The organism is Thermoanaerobacterium xylanolyticum LX-11 (assembly GCF_000189775.2).
GTDB lineage: Bacteria > Bacillota > Thermoanaerobacteria > Thermoanaerobacterales > Thermoanaerobacteraceae > Thermoanaerobacterium > Thermoanaerobacterium thermosulfurigenes.
The window spans coordinates 531827-547199 of the sequence record NC_015555.1 but is presented as its reverse complement, the minus strand read 5'-3'; the positions used below and the strand labels follow the sequence as shown (position 1 = coordinate 547199).

General features: G+C 37.8%; 12 protein-coding genes. 2 read left to right on the top strand and 10 right to left on the bottom strand.

All coding sequences use genetic code 11. The annotated features are described in order from the left end of the window. Positions 1–11: 11 nt before the first annotated feature. From THEXY_RS02760 to THEXY_RS02715, 10 genes are all read right to left on the bottom strand, one after another. Positions 12–413, bottom strand: coding sequence for an FHA domain-containing protein (locus tag THEXY_RS02760; RefSeq protein ID WP_013787326.1), 402 nt, complete (start codon positions 411–413; stop codon positions 12–14). A gap of 12 nt (positions 414–425) precedes the next feature. Next, entirely contained in the window at positions 426–3206 is a 2781-nt protein-coding gene (uvrA, locus tag THEXY_RS02755; RefSeq protein ID WP_013787325.1) for an excinuclease ABC subunit UvrA, read from the bottom strand. 42 nt (positions 3207–3248) lie between these two features. Next, entirely contained in the window at positions 3249–5234 is a 1986-nt protein-coding gene (gene uvrB, locus THEXY_RS02750) for an excinuclease ABC subunit UvrB (protein ID WP_013787324.1), read from the bottom strand. Between the two features lie 101 nt (positions 5235–5335). Beyond that, positions 5336–6052 carry a 2-phosphosulfolactate phosphatase family protein gene (locus THEXY_RS02745; RefSeq protein ID WP_013787323.1) on the bottom strand — a complete coding sequence of 239 codons (717 nt, stop codon included), beginning with the start codon at positions 6050–6052 and terminating at the stop codon, positions 5336–5338. A 12-nt stretch (positions 6053–6064) separates the two neighbouring features. Continuing rightward, complete coding sequence (locus tag THEXY_RS02740) at positions 6065–7297, bottom strand: PDZ domain-containing protein (RefSeq protein WP_013787322.1); 1233 nt, start codon at positions 7295–7297, stop codon at positions 6065–6067. A 9-nt stretch (positions 7298–7306) separates the two neighbouring features. Further along, positions 7307–8506 carry a S41 family peptidase gene (locus tag THEXY_RS02735; RefSeq protein ID WP_013787321.1) on the bottom strand — a complete coding sequence of 400 codons (1200 nt, stop codon included), beginning with the start codon at positions 8504–8506 and terminating at the stop codon, positions 7307–7309. A gap of 123 nt (positions 8507–8629) precedes the next feature. After that, the gene (locus THEXY_RS02730) at positions 8630–9769 is read right to left on the bottom strand and encodes a murein hydrolase activator EnvC family protein (RefSeq protein ID WP_013787320.1); all 1140 of its coding nucleotides are present in this window, start codon (positions 9767–9769) and stop codon (positions 8630–8632) included. Positions 9770–9781: 12 nt separating this feature from the next. Further along, positions 9782–10669, bottom strand: coding sequence for a permease-like cell division protein FtsX (gene ftsX, locus THEXY_RS02725; protein WP_013787319.1), 888 nt, complete (start codon positions 10667–10669; stop codon positions 9782–9784). Next, positions 10659–11345: a cell division ATP-binding protein FtsE gene (ftsE, locus tag THEXY_RS02720; protein ID WP_013787318.1), complete on the bottom strand. Its 687-nt coding sequence runs from the start codon at positions 11343–11345 to the stop codon at positions 10659–10661. Before ftsE ends, ftsX begins: the two co-directional genes overlap by 11 nt. 32 nt (positions 11346–11377) lie before the next feature. After that, a complete protein-coding gene (locus THEXY_RS02715) occupies positions 11378–12427 on the bottom strand; it encodes a PucR family transcriptional regulator (protein WP_013787317.1) in 1050 nt (349 codons plus the stop codon). Positions 12428–12739: 312 nt separating this feature from the next. Here THEXY_RS02715 and THEXY_RS02710 point away from each other — a divergent pair, with 312 nt between their 5' ends. After that, entirely contained in the window at positions 12740–13864 is a 1125-nt protein-coding gene (locus THEXY_RS02710) for a class II glutamine amidotransferase (RefSeq protein WP_013787316.1), read from the top strand. Next, on the top strand, positions 13861–15366 hold the full coding sequence (locus THEXY_RS02705) for a glutamate synthase-related protein (protein ID WP_013787315.1): 1506 nt from the start codon (positions 13861–13863) through the stop codon (positions 15364–15366). Before THEXY_RS02710 ends, THEXY_RS02705 begins: the two co-directional genes overlap by 4 nt. The last annotated feature ends 7 nt before the right edge of the window (positions 15367–15373 follow it).

Here is a 15373-nt window from a genome sequence, read left to right as displayed (position 1 = left end):
CAGATACCACCTTAAATCAAAAATCTGTACTCTTCATTCCCCAGTTTTATCACATCTTCATTTTTTAATCTAACAATGTTTTTTACACGCCTACCATTTACAAACGTCCCATTAGTGCTATTTAGATCTTGTATGATGTATTTTTTACCTTTTTTTCTGATCATGGCATGTTTACTGGATACATAAGGATTATCAACGACTATATCGCAATCGTCGGCTCTGCCAATTGTTGTCACTTCAAAAAGGTTAAAGCTACCCATACCTGAAAGAGAAACCAACTTTGCCTTTGTAATCTCTCTCTCTTTTCTTACACCTTTAATGTCAAGGTAAATAATCTTAAAAACTCTGTACAAAAAAAGATATATAAGCAGTAATAATACATATTTTAATATGTTTGCTGCCAGTTGATACATAAAAACACCTCATTATCTGGCAAGAATTTTTTTCAAAAACTGCCCCGTATATGATAGGCTGTTTTCAGCCACTTCCTCTGGTGTGCCAGTAGCCACAATAGTTCCTCCTCTGTCTCCGCCCTCAGGTCCCATGTCGATGATGTAATCAGCAGATTTAATAACGTCTAAGTTGTGCTCTATCACAATTACAGTATTGCCTCCGTCCACAAGCCTGTTTAGCACATCCAAGAGCCTGTCGACATCTGCAAAGTGAAGACCTGTAGTAGGCTCATCAAGTATATAAACCGTCTTGCCTGTAGAACGCCTTGATAATTCAGTTGCCAATTTGACTCTTTGGGCTTCGCCACCAGAAAGCTGCGTAGAAGGCTGCCCTAACTTAATATAACCTAATCCCACATCATTCAATGTCTCCAACTTGCTTTTTATCCTTGGTATATTGGCAAAAAACTCCAACGCTTCTTCCACCGTCATATTTAAGACATCAGATATATTCTTACCCTTGTATTTTATATCCAAAGTTTCTCTATTATACCTGTTGCCTTTACATACTTCACATGGCACGTATACGTCTGGAAGAAAGTTCATCTCAATCTTTATTATACCATCACCACTGCAGGCCTCGCACCTTCCACCTTTGACATTGAAGCTAAAGCGACCAGGTTTATAGCCTCTCATCTTGGCATCTGGCGTATTTGAAAATAGTTCTCTAATAGGATCAAATACACCTGTATACGTGGCTGGATTTGATCTGGGGGTTCTTCCTATAGGTGACTGATCGATGTTTATGACTTTGTCTATATTCTCAATTCCTTCTAATGCAGCATATTTCCCAGGCAAGTCCTTTGCTTTGTACAATTTTTGTGCCAGCGCTTTGTAGAGAATTTCGTTTATAAGGGTACTTTTGCCTGATCCAGACACGCCTGTTATACATATAAGTATGCCAAGTGGAAACGTAACATCTATATTTTTTAAGTTGTTTTCAGCTGCACCGCGAATTGTCAAGTAGTTACCATTAGGCTTTCTCCTTGTCTTTGGAACATCGATTTTCTTCTTCCCACTCAAATACTGACCAGTAAGAGATTCTTCACATGCCATTATATCTTCTACTGTTCCTACAGCAACGATTTTACCGCCATGTTCTCCAGGACCTGGACCTACGTCGACGATGTAATCTGCAGCAAACATGGTATCCTCGTCATGCTCAACTACAATCAGCGTATTTCCTTGGTCCTTCAACTTCTTAAGGGAATTTAAAAGCCTTTCGTTATCTCTTTGATGAAGCCCTATGCTGGGCTCATCAAGTATATAAGTAACTCCTACCAATCCTGAACCTATCTGGCTGGCAAGCCTTATCCTCTGAGACTCTCCGCCTGATAATGTACCTGCATTTCTTGAAAGAGTAAGGTAATCCAATCCTACATCTTTTAAGAAATTAAGCCTTGCTTTAATTTCTTTAATTATTTGATGTGCAATAAACTCCTCTCTTTCTGTCAATTTAAGTTCATCCATAAATTGCAGAAGTTCTGTTACAGAAAAATCTGTCATCTTGTTTATAGGTATACCACCTACAGTGACAGCCAACACTTCGGGTTTTAGGCGAGCACCATGACAATCAGGACATACGATTGGCCTCATGTACTTTTCTATTTCTTCCCGCATAAAGCTTGAATTAGTGGAATTATACCGTCTCTCCAAATTACTTACTATTCCCTCAAATCCATGTCTTTTACCGTTTTTATCTTTCCCATACAGTAAAACATTTATCAAATCATCGCTGTACTCTTCTAATGGAGTATTCTCACTATATCCATAGCTTTCTACAAGGTTTAAAATATTTTGATACGTGTAACTTTCCTGTGATACGATAAATCCAGAAAACACTCCATCTTTTAACGACTTGCTTCTATCTCTTATAAGCAAATCCGGATCGATTCTCATAAATTCACCTAACCCAGCACACGTTGGGCAAGCACCGTAAGGGCTATTAAAAGAAAACATCCTTGGAGAAAGTTCTTCAATACTTATGTTGCAGTCAGGACATGAATACTTCTCAGACATCGTAAAGCTTTCTTGACCTATGACGTCAATTGTGACGATTCCATCTGACAGCTTTAGTGCAGATTCTATTGAATCTGTAAGCCTTGACTCGATATGTGGCTTTACAATTATTCTGTCTACAACAACCTCTATAGTGTGTTTTTTGTTTTTTTCTAATTTTATGTCTTCGCTTAAATCGTACATTATTCCATCTATTCTCACTCTGACGTATCCGCTTTTCTTTACGTCTTCCATGAGCTTTTGGTACTCGCCTTTGCGCCCTCTTATGATAGGCGAAAGGACTTGTATCCTTGTGCCTTCATCCAACTTCATTACTCTGTCCACCATCTGATCAACTGTCTGCATGGAAATCTCTCTGCCACATTTAGGGCAATGTGGTATACCTATCCTTGCGTACAATAATCTCAGATAATCGTATATTTCTGTAACCGTCCCTACTGTAGAACGGGGATTTCTATTCGTAGTCTTCTGATCTATAGATATTGCAGGTGACAAACCTTCGATGTACTCCACATCTGGTTTATCCATCTGACCTAAAAATTGTCTCGCATAGGCAGATAGAGACTCCACATATCTACGCTGTCCTTCTGCATATATCGTGTCAAATGCCAATGACGATTTCCCTGAGCCAGAAAGCCCAGTTATGACGACAAACTTGTCTCTCGGTATTTCAACGTCAATATTTTTCAAATTATGGACTTTTGCACCTTTAATTACGATTTTATCTATTGCCAATTTGCTTCTTCCTTTCATGTGTTTGAAAAATTGCAATAGCAATCATATAGCATTTTTCATCATCTTTTGAAGTTCAAATATCCTATCTCTGAGTTTTGCAGCTTTTTCAAATTCAAGGTCTTTTGCAGCTTTTTTCATCTCTTTTTCAAGTTCACTTATCATTTTCTCAATAGATACTTTGTCTATTACTTCTGCTTTCTTCACCTTATAAGTGCCCTTATCTTCTGCTACTTTTGTAGCCTCTATCACATCTCTTATGCCTTTTACAATCGTCTTTGGCGTAATACCGTGCTTTTTGTTGTATTCCATCTGTATGGCTCTTCTTCTGTTGGTTTCGTTTATGGCGTTTTTCATAGATTCTGTTACAATGTCTGCATACATGATGACTTTTCCATCGGCATTTCTCGCAGCACGGCCTATAGTCTGTATAAGTGAAGTTTCCGAACGCAAAAAGCCCTCTTTATCTGCATCGAGAATAGCAACTAAAGCCACTTCAGGCAAATCCAAACCTTCTCTCAACAGATTTATTCCAATTAAGACATCAAACTTACCTAACCTCAAATCCCTAATTATCTCCATTCTCTCTATCGTTTCAATATCCGAATGCAGATATTTCACTTTCACACCCATGTCCCTAAAATAATCTGTTAAATCTTCGGCCATCTTTTTTGTCAAAGTCGTGACTAATACTCTGTATCCTTTTTCCACAGTCATTTTTATCTCGCTTAGTAGATCATCTACTTGTCCTTTAACAGGTTTAACAACCACTTCTGGGTCTAAAAGCCCTGTTGGTCTTATTATCTGCTCAACAACTCTTTCAGAATGCTCCAATTCATATGGACCGGGTGTAGCAGAAACACATATTAGCTGATTTATCCTCTCTTCAAATTCCTCAAATTTCAAAGGTCTATTGTCAAATGCAGACGGAAGCCTAAAACCAAAATCCACCAAAGATTCTTTTCTGGCTCTATCTCCATTGTACATGCCTCTAATCTGCGGTATTGTGACATGTGATTCATCGATGAACATTAAAAAATCATCAGGAAAGTAATCTAACAGGGTATACGGCGGGCTTCCAGCGGCCCTGCCTGATATATGCCTCGAATAATTCTCAATTCCAGAACAATACCCGACTTCTTGAAGCATCTCGATATCGTAATTAGTCCTCTGTTTAAGCCTTTCAGCTTCTAAAATTTTCCCTTGATCTTTAAGCTCTTTATACCTTTCTTCCAGCTCTTTTTCTATGCTTTCTATGGCTTTTTTCAACTTTTCCTTCGATGTAGCATAGTGTGATGCTGGAAAGATAGCCACATGGCTTCTTTCACCGATTATCTCGCCAGTCAATACATCTATTTCTGTGATTCTATCGATCTCATCGCCAAAAAGCTCGATCCTGATTGCTTTGTCAGATGATGATGCTGGGAAAACCTCTATTACATCACCTCTCACTCTAAACTTGCCTCTTACAAAATTTATGTCATTCCGTTCGTATTGAATGTCAACAAGTTTCTTCAAAATCTCATCTCTATCTTTTATCATGCCAGGCCTTAAAGAAAGCATAAGCTCCTCATAATCCTCCGGATCACCTAATCCGTATATGCATGAAACACTGGCAACGATAATCACGTCTCTTCGCTCGAAAAGGGCTGCAGTAGCTGAATGCCTAAGTTTATCAATTTCTTCGTTTATGGATGCATCTTTTTCAATATAAGTATCTGTCTGTGGAACATAAGCCTCTGGTTGATAGTAGTCATAGTAACTTACAAAGTATTCTACAGCGTTCTCTGGAAAGAATTCTTTAAACTCTGCGCAAAGCTGAGCTGCTAAAGTCTTATTATGTGCAATTACAAGTGTAGGTTTATTGACATTCTTTATGATATTTGCCATAGTGTATGTTTTGCCAGAACCGGTGACCCCCAACAATGTCTGACACTTAAGGCCTATGTTTACGCCTTCTGTCAATTTTCTTATTGCTTCCGGCTGATCACCTGTAGGCTTATAATCTGATACAAGTTTGAACTCACTCATTACAAACACCTTCTATAAACAATTCCCAAGCATTTTATAATATTATACCATATATAAAAAATCAACACAAACATATGTTTTTAGCCGGCATGTGCCGGCTTTCAACATATCTTTACTACACCATTTATGTATTTAGGAACAATTGAAAACATATCTATCCTTGTGCAAAACTCCACATCATCATGATAACCTAATTTTTCAATCCTGTTTAAATGATAACCATATTTCATTATGTCTAAAACATTGTCTTTAAATGATTCATATAGAAAATATGACGCCTTCGACAAATCGTCACTTTCATACGGCTTTAGTTCTTTAAGCTTATGCAAAATAGCACCTGCAGTTATAATATCGTCGATGGAGAATTTACCCTCAGTGCCAGCACAGATGATTACTACATCTTTATCTTCTTTTTGGATGTATTCTGCAATAGATGAAACATTTAAAAGGCATCCAACAACCACATCATCTGATGAAGAAGCCTTTTTTAAAGCCCTCGTACCATTAGTAGTCGTCAATATGATAGTTTTTCCTTCTACAACATCTTTTGAATATTCCAAAGGCGAGTTGGAAAGATCAAACCCATCGATTTTGACGGCATTTCTCTCGCCACCTAATAATATTTCATCTTTGTCAAAATTGTAAGACAGGTTTACAGCTTCTTCAATATCAGCTACTGGTATAACCTCTTTTGAACCATTGACGAGGGCTGTCGTTATGACACTGGTAGCCCTAAGCGTATCTATCACAACCACCAATTTACCTTTCAATGTTTTATCAGAAACAGCATTGTATGTCTCATAAGTTTCTACAAACATCTGCTTTACCTCCTAATGCTTTTTCGTAAACTTCCGCAACAAGCTTTTTATCAACCCCCCATTTTCCATCTCACTTATGCTGTATAAATTATCTGGATACTGCGGTACGATAAGCAGTCCAAGCCAATTTATCCCCTTGCAATTTCTGTATTCATATCTGACAAAACTGCCATCAGCCTCTCTTACTGTAATAAACAATATGGTTGGATTGGTTGAAAGCAATCTTTTAATATCATCTTCACTGTTAATCTGAATATCATTTATCTTTAAAACCACATCGCCTGGCTTTATTCCAATTTGTTCAGCAGGAGAATTTTTTACTACAGACAGCACCATCAAACCAGTATCTTGGTATTCAAAAAGTGGTTTTTTCGTCTTTTCTTCCCTCTGCCCAATTATAATGATTAACTCGTGTGCCAACGGTCCAAAGAAAGCCGCAATCCATTTGAAAATATATATTTTAATGCTTAAAAGAGATAATCCTATCAATATTAAGCTAAAACCCAGAAGCCTTATTGATGATCTATGCGCTCTTTTCTTAGGCATCTCTGTAAGCGCTATATCTCCATACCCAAGTGCAGCAACTACAGGCATCATGATAAATACAATGTCTTTTAAATTTGAAGAAGGTCCTAAGAGAGGCCACCAATCAGGCATGTTTATGGATGAAGCACCACCTAATATGGCTGTCGTCGTAGACAAGGCAATAAACGGTATAGGCCAAAATTTCTGCATCGTATATCCACCGACAATATTACCGTTTTTTAGCCTTACGAATACCGGTATGCTATTTGCTGAACCATCCAAGTAAATGAGTATGCTTTCCATCAGATGGAGAATGCCCACAATAGCCATAAGCCCAGATACATTTACATTTGGATATCCAATCATCAAGCTTATGAGTGATACAATCCCGCCAGCGTAAGAAAAACATATATACCTTGGATTTATCAGCATAAGCAGTATAGCAAGCGGAAATACGTACTCTATGCCAATATTATCTATTGTTATTCCTAGAAAAACTATCACTATGCTTCCTAAAATGCCTATCAAAAAGCCATATATAGTAGAATCTAAAACCTGGTCTTTAAGGGATGTTTGCTCTTTTCCCACCATCTGCCTTTCAATCTCTACATTTCTCTTGTACTGAAAGTAAATAAAGGCAACGACAAGCCACATGAAAGGGTTTAAAATCATCAACGCAATAGATTTAATTATAAGCCATATTAAATTAATGTATATCATATAAACACCTTATTTGATCTCTGATTTTACTATGTCGTATGCTTTTATAAGCTGTGTATCGCCTTTTAAATCTGGTGTGTCCGTCACGACATAGTTTTTTGGAAGCTCGACAACGTAGTTTGGTTCAATGCCCTTCCCTTGAATGTTTACACCGCTTGGCGTGTAGTACCTTGCAGATGTGTACTTAAGGGCAGTGCCATCGCCAAAATCTATGACAGACTGTACCAAACCTTTGCCAAATGTCTTTGTACCCACAAGCACACCGACTTTTCTGTCTTTTATTGCCCCTGACAGTATTTCAGAAGCACTGGCGCTTCCACCATTAACAAGGACAGCTATCGGCTTTTGCAACCCCGGCCCTTTTGCATATATCACTTGGTCATCCTTACTTTGTCTGCCTTTCGTAGATACTATAAGCCCCTTTGGCAAAAGTTCATTAGCAATATTGACACACTGCTCCAATATGCCACCTGGATTGTCTCTTAAATCTATGATAAGTCCTTTTAAGCCCTGTGATTTAAGACCATCGAGAGCCTTTGTAAAATCAGCAGATGTGTTTTCATCAAACATCGTCATCTTAATGTAGCCTATGTTACCTGGCAGCATAGTGCTGCTTACCGTCTGCAGTTTGATTATCTCTCGCGTCAAAGTCTTAGTAATAAGCTTATTGTCTCTCATCAAAACAAGTGAAACTTTCGTGCCTTGAGGCCCTTTCATCAAAGAAACAGCTTTATCTAAATTATTTCCATTAACCTTAACATTGTCTACAGATACTATTATGTCGCCAGATTTTATTCCAGCTTTCTCTCCCGGCGTTCCTTTCATTGGCGAAACAACTACAATATGCCCATCTTTGTCAACTGAAACCACGATGCCAACACCCGCATAAGAGCCTGTCGTCTGTGTAGTGAAATCTTGGTAATCTTTCTTATCCATGTAAACCGTATATGGATCTCCAAGGGAGCTAGCAAGACCCTTTATCGATCCATCAACAAGTTTAGATTGATCTATCTTATCGACATAATCATTTGTCAGTATGTTCTCAACTTGAAAAAGCTTGCTGTATTGTTTAATAAGGTTGTACTCTTCTCTTGGCACAATCACCGAACCACCGTATGCAAGTGGTACAAGCCTTGTGAGGTAAAAAGTCATTATGCTGCTTACAAATACAAGTAAAACCGCACCAGCAACCATTCTTTTTTTATTCATATATTTATCCATTCCTTTCTTTAAAGCCAAAATATTAAACTGCCAAATATCAAAACAGTTCTCTAAATTATATGATGTTACATCTTATTATACAATAATATGGTGACAAAAAAAATAGACCGGTTATTTTAACCAGTCTATAGGATTTACAGGTACTCCATTTTTTCTTACTTCAAAATGACAATGCGGTCCTGTCGACAATCCAGTGCTCCCAGCTCTTGCTATTTGTTGGCCTCTTTTCACCGTTTCACCGACTGTAACTAAAAGTTCGGAGTTATGACCGTATAAAGTAGTTATGCCACCGCCATGATCGATTATTACCGCATTTCCATATCCACCATAGTATCCTGCGTATATGACTTTGCCATCTGCTGCAGCAACTATAGCGGCTCCATATGATGCAGCTATATCAATGCCTGTATGCATTATATACTCATGCAAAATAGGATGATACCTTGTGCCAAATGGCGATGTTATTGTTGAACTGCTGGGAACAGGCCATCCAAGCTTTCCACCTGTATAAACCGTGTTAGAGGACTGCAATTTGGCTATGGTGCTCTCCAATTGCTTTGACTGCTCTAAAAGAGCCTTTTCTTGCTCCTCATATAGCTCTTGCTGCCTCTCTAAATCTCTCATAAATCCTTCCCTGGATGACAAGGCAACTTGAATATCCCTCTTTCTGGCTTCAACTTGATTCTTGTAATTTTCTGCATCCTGCTTTGCGATAGTTAATTGCTTCGTCTTTTCCTCAACAGTCTTTCTCTGCTGCTGATACGAATTTAGGAGATTGACATCAAATCCAACAAGCCTTTCTACTAAATCAAGCCTTGTTACAAAGTCAGCAAAGCTTTTTGCACTTAAAAGCACATCAAGATAACCTGTTTCTCCACCGCTTATGTACATGGCTCTTACTCTTCCTTTCAATATATCCCTTTGACTCTCTTCCGCCTTTTTTGCCGTATCAAGCTCTTGCTGTGCTTTATTTAATTTTGCTATCGCATCATTTAATTTCGCCTCTGCATCGTTAAGCTGTCTTGTAGTATCGTTCAATTTCATATCAAGATCTTGTATTTCCTTTTGTATATCCTGCTTCTGACTTGCAATCTGGTTCTGCTTAGCCTTGTTTTGATTTATGGCACTTTGAACATTGTTTAATTTGTTTTTTGCATCTTGCAGTTGGTCAGCTCTGGGAAATGATGTCGTAAGAAGCATCACTGAAATTAATAATGTAAAAATTATCTTCCTCCATTTTCCTTCCTTCAATAATATACCTCCTCAGACATTTAAAAATCTCTTTATAGATATACCACTGCCAATGGCACCTATTAAAGAACCCATAGCCAAAAAGTACACAAGTGATTGCCTTATCACGACACCTGCAGGAAGAAGCGTAAATATAATCAGTTTGTTGTTCACAAGGTCTGAAGCATATCCGTATATAAAACCTAGGATAGCTATAGCCAGCACTGAACCGACAAGCCCCAATACAATGCCCTCTACAAGAAATGGCCACCTAATGAACCAATCTGTAGCGCCAATATACTTCATGATGTTAATCTCCCTGCGACGTGCAAACACTCCCAATTTAATTGTGTTTGAAATTATTACAACTGAAATTATAAAGAGAATAAGTATCACAAATAGGCCAACAATCCTTATTATCTTTATAATTCCCAGCAGTTTATCTACCACATCTTGTCCATAGCTTACCTGCGTTACACCATCAATCTTTTTTATCTTTTCTGACACTTGCTTCATCATGTTTGCATCTGTCACTTTGACTATAAAAGACTGCGGCATCGGATTGTCATTTTCCAAGCCATTTACTAAATAGCTTTTGTCACCCAACTGCTTTTTAAAATTATTAAGAGCGTCTTTTTTAGACTCAAACGTTATGGATTTTACACCGCTTATTGCCTTTATCTCCTCACCCACTTTTGCCACTTCAGCAGCATCATAATTATCATTTATGAATGCTTTAAGCTCCAATTGCGATTCAACTTGGCTGGCCATAGAATCCACGTTAAGTATGATTATCAAAAACAGCCCTAATATCAGCAGTGCCGCCGTAACAGAAGTAATAGATGCAACTGTCATCGCTCTGTTTCTTTTGACATTCGTAAGACCTTCTCTTATGTAATATGCTGCAGTGTTAAGCTTCATATCCGTAAACACCTCTCATCTCATCTCTTACTATATTTCCCTTTTCAAGAGCAATGACCCTTTTCTTCATCGAATCAACAATATCTTTTGCATGCGTAGACATTATTACAGTTGTTCCCCTTTTATTGATTTCAGACAGCAATTTTACTATTTCCCATGACGTATCAGGATCCAAATTTCCCGTAGGTTCATCAGCCACAAGAATCGAAGGCTCATTTACAATCGCCCTTGCAATTGACACCCTCTGCTGTTCACCACCAGACAATTGCTGCGGATACGAATTGGCTCTCTCGCTTAATCCAACTAAAGACAAAACCATCGGTACCCTTCTTCTTATATACTTAGGCTCAGCTTCCACAATCTGCAGTGCAAATGCTATATTCTCATACACTGTTTTATTCGGCAAAAGTTTAAAATCCTGAAACACTACGCCGATATTTCTTCTTAAATACGGCACTTCTTTTCTTTTTAACTTTGTTATATCTTTTTTATCTACAAAGATACTTCCTGTAGTAGGAATTTCTTCTCTCAAAAGAAGCTTTAATATCGTAGATTTTCCAGCACCACTTGGCCCCACCAAAAAGACAAACTCGCCGTTATCAATCGTAAAATTGATATTTGAAACAGCGATAATGTCATTTTTGTACTTCTTTGAAACCCCAACAAATTTAATCATTTCCTGCAACATTCCTTTCGAAATTGTTTTTACTATGGTAAAAATTTCGCAAACGTCATTAAAACCTTAAGTATTACGGCATCATTAAACTGTTTAGGATCAAATCCTGTTAATTTATGTATCTTATCCAATCTATAAACTAAAGTGTTCCTATGGATGTACAAATCTCTTGATGTTTCACTTAAATTCAAACTATTCCTAAAAAAAGCATTGAGAGTCGTAACAAGTTCATCGTCATTGAAATAATCTAAATTGCCATCTGTAAAAGCCATAAGAAATCTCTTAATGTCATCATCTGAAAGCTTCAACAGCAGATCCTCTAAAGCATAGCTTCTGTAAAAGTAAATCCCTTTCTCATTGTTATCAATTTTTTCCCCAAATTTCAATGCTATAAACGCTTCATCATAGCCTTTGCTTATCTCTTTAAAATTGTAGGCTTTGTTTGAAACACCCATATCTATCCTAATATATATTTCGGATTCAATTGTATCCTTTAAAGTTTTTGCAGCCATATCAATATCCGTTAAAGCTGTCTCTAAAAGCAAAACAGCAAATCTATTTTCACTTAGAATGATAGTTTGAAAGCTGTTCTTTTCAAATATGTGACCTACTATCTTATGAGCATCATAAATCTGCTCACTTGACTCGATTATTATAACTCTATAAAGTTCTTTTTCTTCGATTTTAAATTTTTGAAAGTAATACTCCATCTCATCGTCTTTTAAATCACCTAAAAGAAGCTTTAAAAGCAAGTCGTCTTTCGACAACTGATTTGCAATGTGTTCAAAGCTCATCGATAACAGCATGACAATGTTTCGAGCCTTCTCACCAGTACCTTTAACACCGACAGTCAAGAAACGCCATCCGTTTACAAATATGTTGTAGAAAGTCATGGCTTGACATTCGTATACATCCTTTTTGTCTATAAATTCTCTGTTTACGACAAAAATTCCTTCTTTTTTTAAAGAATTTTCTTCACCTGAAAAGATCAACTTGCCATCTTTATCGATGAGATATATTGGAACATCTACATATCTTTGAAAATCTCTAACGGCTTTTTTAATATTATCGTAAATACTCATACAATACCACCTTAATATAAAGTATATAATAATTATACAATATTTTGTAGTAGAAAAAATAGGTATTGTAGAAATTAACAAAATTTTGCCGTAAAATGTCACAAACGTTTTTGGGTAAAACAACTTTATGAATTTCTACATTTTTGTATTGCAATTTTCAAAAAATGTAATATAATATTGATAACACTCTTATCAAGCTGAAAATTTGGTTTCAAACGGTTTACTGCAAGAATATGCTGCAGTAAACTTTTTCTAAAAATTGCAGTTTACAAAAAAAATATTGCACATAAAAAATTTTAAGGGGGTTATAAAATGTTGAAAGAAGGAAATATAAGGATACCTTCTGGGTGCGCTATTAGCGGCATAATAGATAGATCTGGAGCGGTTTTTTCTGGCCAGATAATTGCCGATTCGATTGCAACGATGCATGATAGATCAAACGGCCTTGGTGGTGGTTTTGCTGCCTACGGCATTTATCCTGAGTTTAAAGAACATTACGCATTCCACATGTTTTACGACAACACAAAGGCAAAACAGGAAACGGAAGAACTGCTTAAAGCAAATTTCGTCATAGCTTACGAGGAAAAAATACCTACAAGAAAGACAGAAAGCATAAAAAATGCGCCTCTTATCTACAGATACTTTGCATTACCTAAACTTGAAGTATTAAATGCCAATGAAATTACCGACGAAGATTTCGTCGTTAAGTTTATCTTCAATGTAAATAAAAACGTGGATGGAGCGTATATTTTCTCCAGCGGCAAAAACATGGGTGTCTTTAAAGCGGTTGGTTATCCAGAAGACGTGGCTGAGTTTTACAAATTGGAAACTTACAATGGCTACATGTGGACAGCTCACGGCAGATTTCCTACTAACACTCCTGGATGGTGGGGCGGTGCACATCCTTTCAATCTCTTAAACATATCAGTAGTACACAATGGAGAGCTTTCTTCTTATGACACAAATAGAAAGTATTTAGAAGAATTCGGATATTCTTGCACACTTCAGACAGATACCGAAGTCGCTGCATATATCTTCGATCTGCTGTTGAGAAAGCACAATCTACCCGTGTCTTTGGCAGCGAAAGTCGTAGCGTCACCTCTGTGGAATCAAGTTGAACGCATGCCTCAAAAGGAAAGGGAACTTTATCACAGTCTCAAAATGATATACAGCAAAGCTTTATTGAATGGTCCTTTCTCGCTAATCGTAACATACGATAATGGCTTCATCGCCATCAATGACAGGATAAAATTAAGACCATTAACAGCCGCAAGCCACGGTGATGTAATTTACGTCGCAAGCGAAGAATCAGCTATAAGGCAAGTCTGCAAAAATCCTGATAGAGTATGGATACCTAAAGGTGGAGAGCCTGTAATTGCAGAGATGGACCAGCAAAACGTCTCTGAGATTTTCAATAAAAAGGAGGTTACTGCATGAGCCTTAATTACCTTACACCAGAATTTAAAGTGATAAGAGATTACGATAAATGCATAAACTGCAAAGTCTGCATGAGACAATGCGCAAATGAAGTACACAGCTACGATGAAGATTTAGGCAAAATGGTAGCTGACGATTATAAATGCGTAAATTGCCAAAGATGTGTCGTAATGTGTCCTACACATGCTTTAACAATAGTAAAACATCCTCAAGTTTTCAGAGAAAACGCCAACTGGACTTACGATGCCATAAGAGATATATACAGGCAAGCAGAAACAGGAGGAGTTCTTCTGTCAGCCATGGGAAATGACAGGCCATACCCTATTTACTGGGACAAGATGGTGATTAATGCAAGTCAGGTTACGAACCCTTCTATAGATCCATTAAGAGAACCAATGGAGTTAAAAATTTTCATAGGGAGAAAGCCAGATAAAATAGAATTAGACGAAAATTTAAACGTAAAGACAAAAATGCCTCCGCAGCTAACATTAAATTACCCTATAATGTTTTCTGCCATGTCGTATGGTTCAATAAGTTACAACGCTCACGCATCACTGGCAAGAGCAGCAAAAGAATTAGGAATATACTACAATACTGGTGAAGGCGGTCTTCATAAGGATTTTAGAAAATACGGTCCTAATACAATCGTTCAAGTAGCATCAGGTAGATTTGGAGTTGATAGGGAATACTTAAAGACTGCTGCGGCAGTTGAGATAAAGATTGGTCAAGGGGCAAAACCTGGAATTGGCGGTCATTTGCCTGGTGAAAAAGTAAGCGAGGACATTTCCGAAACAAGAATGATACCTGTAGGCAGCGACGCCATATCACCTGCACCACACCATGACATCTACTCAATTGAAGATTTAAGTCAGTTGATATATTCGCTAAAAGAAGCAACAGACTACAAAAAGCCTGTCGGTGTGAAAATAGCTGCAGTCAACAACGTGGCAGCCATAGCATCTGGCATTGCAAGAGCTGGTGCTGACTACATCGCTATAGATGGTTTTAGAGGCGGTACAGGTGCGGCTCCAAAGCGCATAAGGGATAATGTAGGCATTCCAATTGAGTTTGCCATCGCATCAGTAGATTCAAGGCTCCGCTCTGAAGGTATAAGACACACCATCTCCCTCATCGCAGCAGGCAGCATAAGAAGCAGCGCTGACATAATAAAAGCTATTGCGTTAGGCGCTGATGCAGTCTATATAGGCTCTGCGGCGCTCATCGCACTTGGTTGCCACATGTGTCAACAATGCTACACTGGAAAATGCAATTGGGGAATAGCCACTCAAGATCCTAATCTCGTAAAAAGATTAAACCCTGAAATAGGATATAAAAGGCTTATAAACCTCATTACAGCTTGGGGCCATGAGATACAGGAGATGCTTGGCGGTATGGGTATAAACGACATTGAAAGCCTAAAAGGCAACAGGCTTATGCTAAGAGGAATAGGCATGACTCAGAAAGAACTGGATGTATTAGGCATACTGGCAGCCGGAGAATAAAATCTTT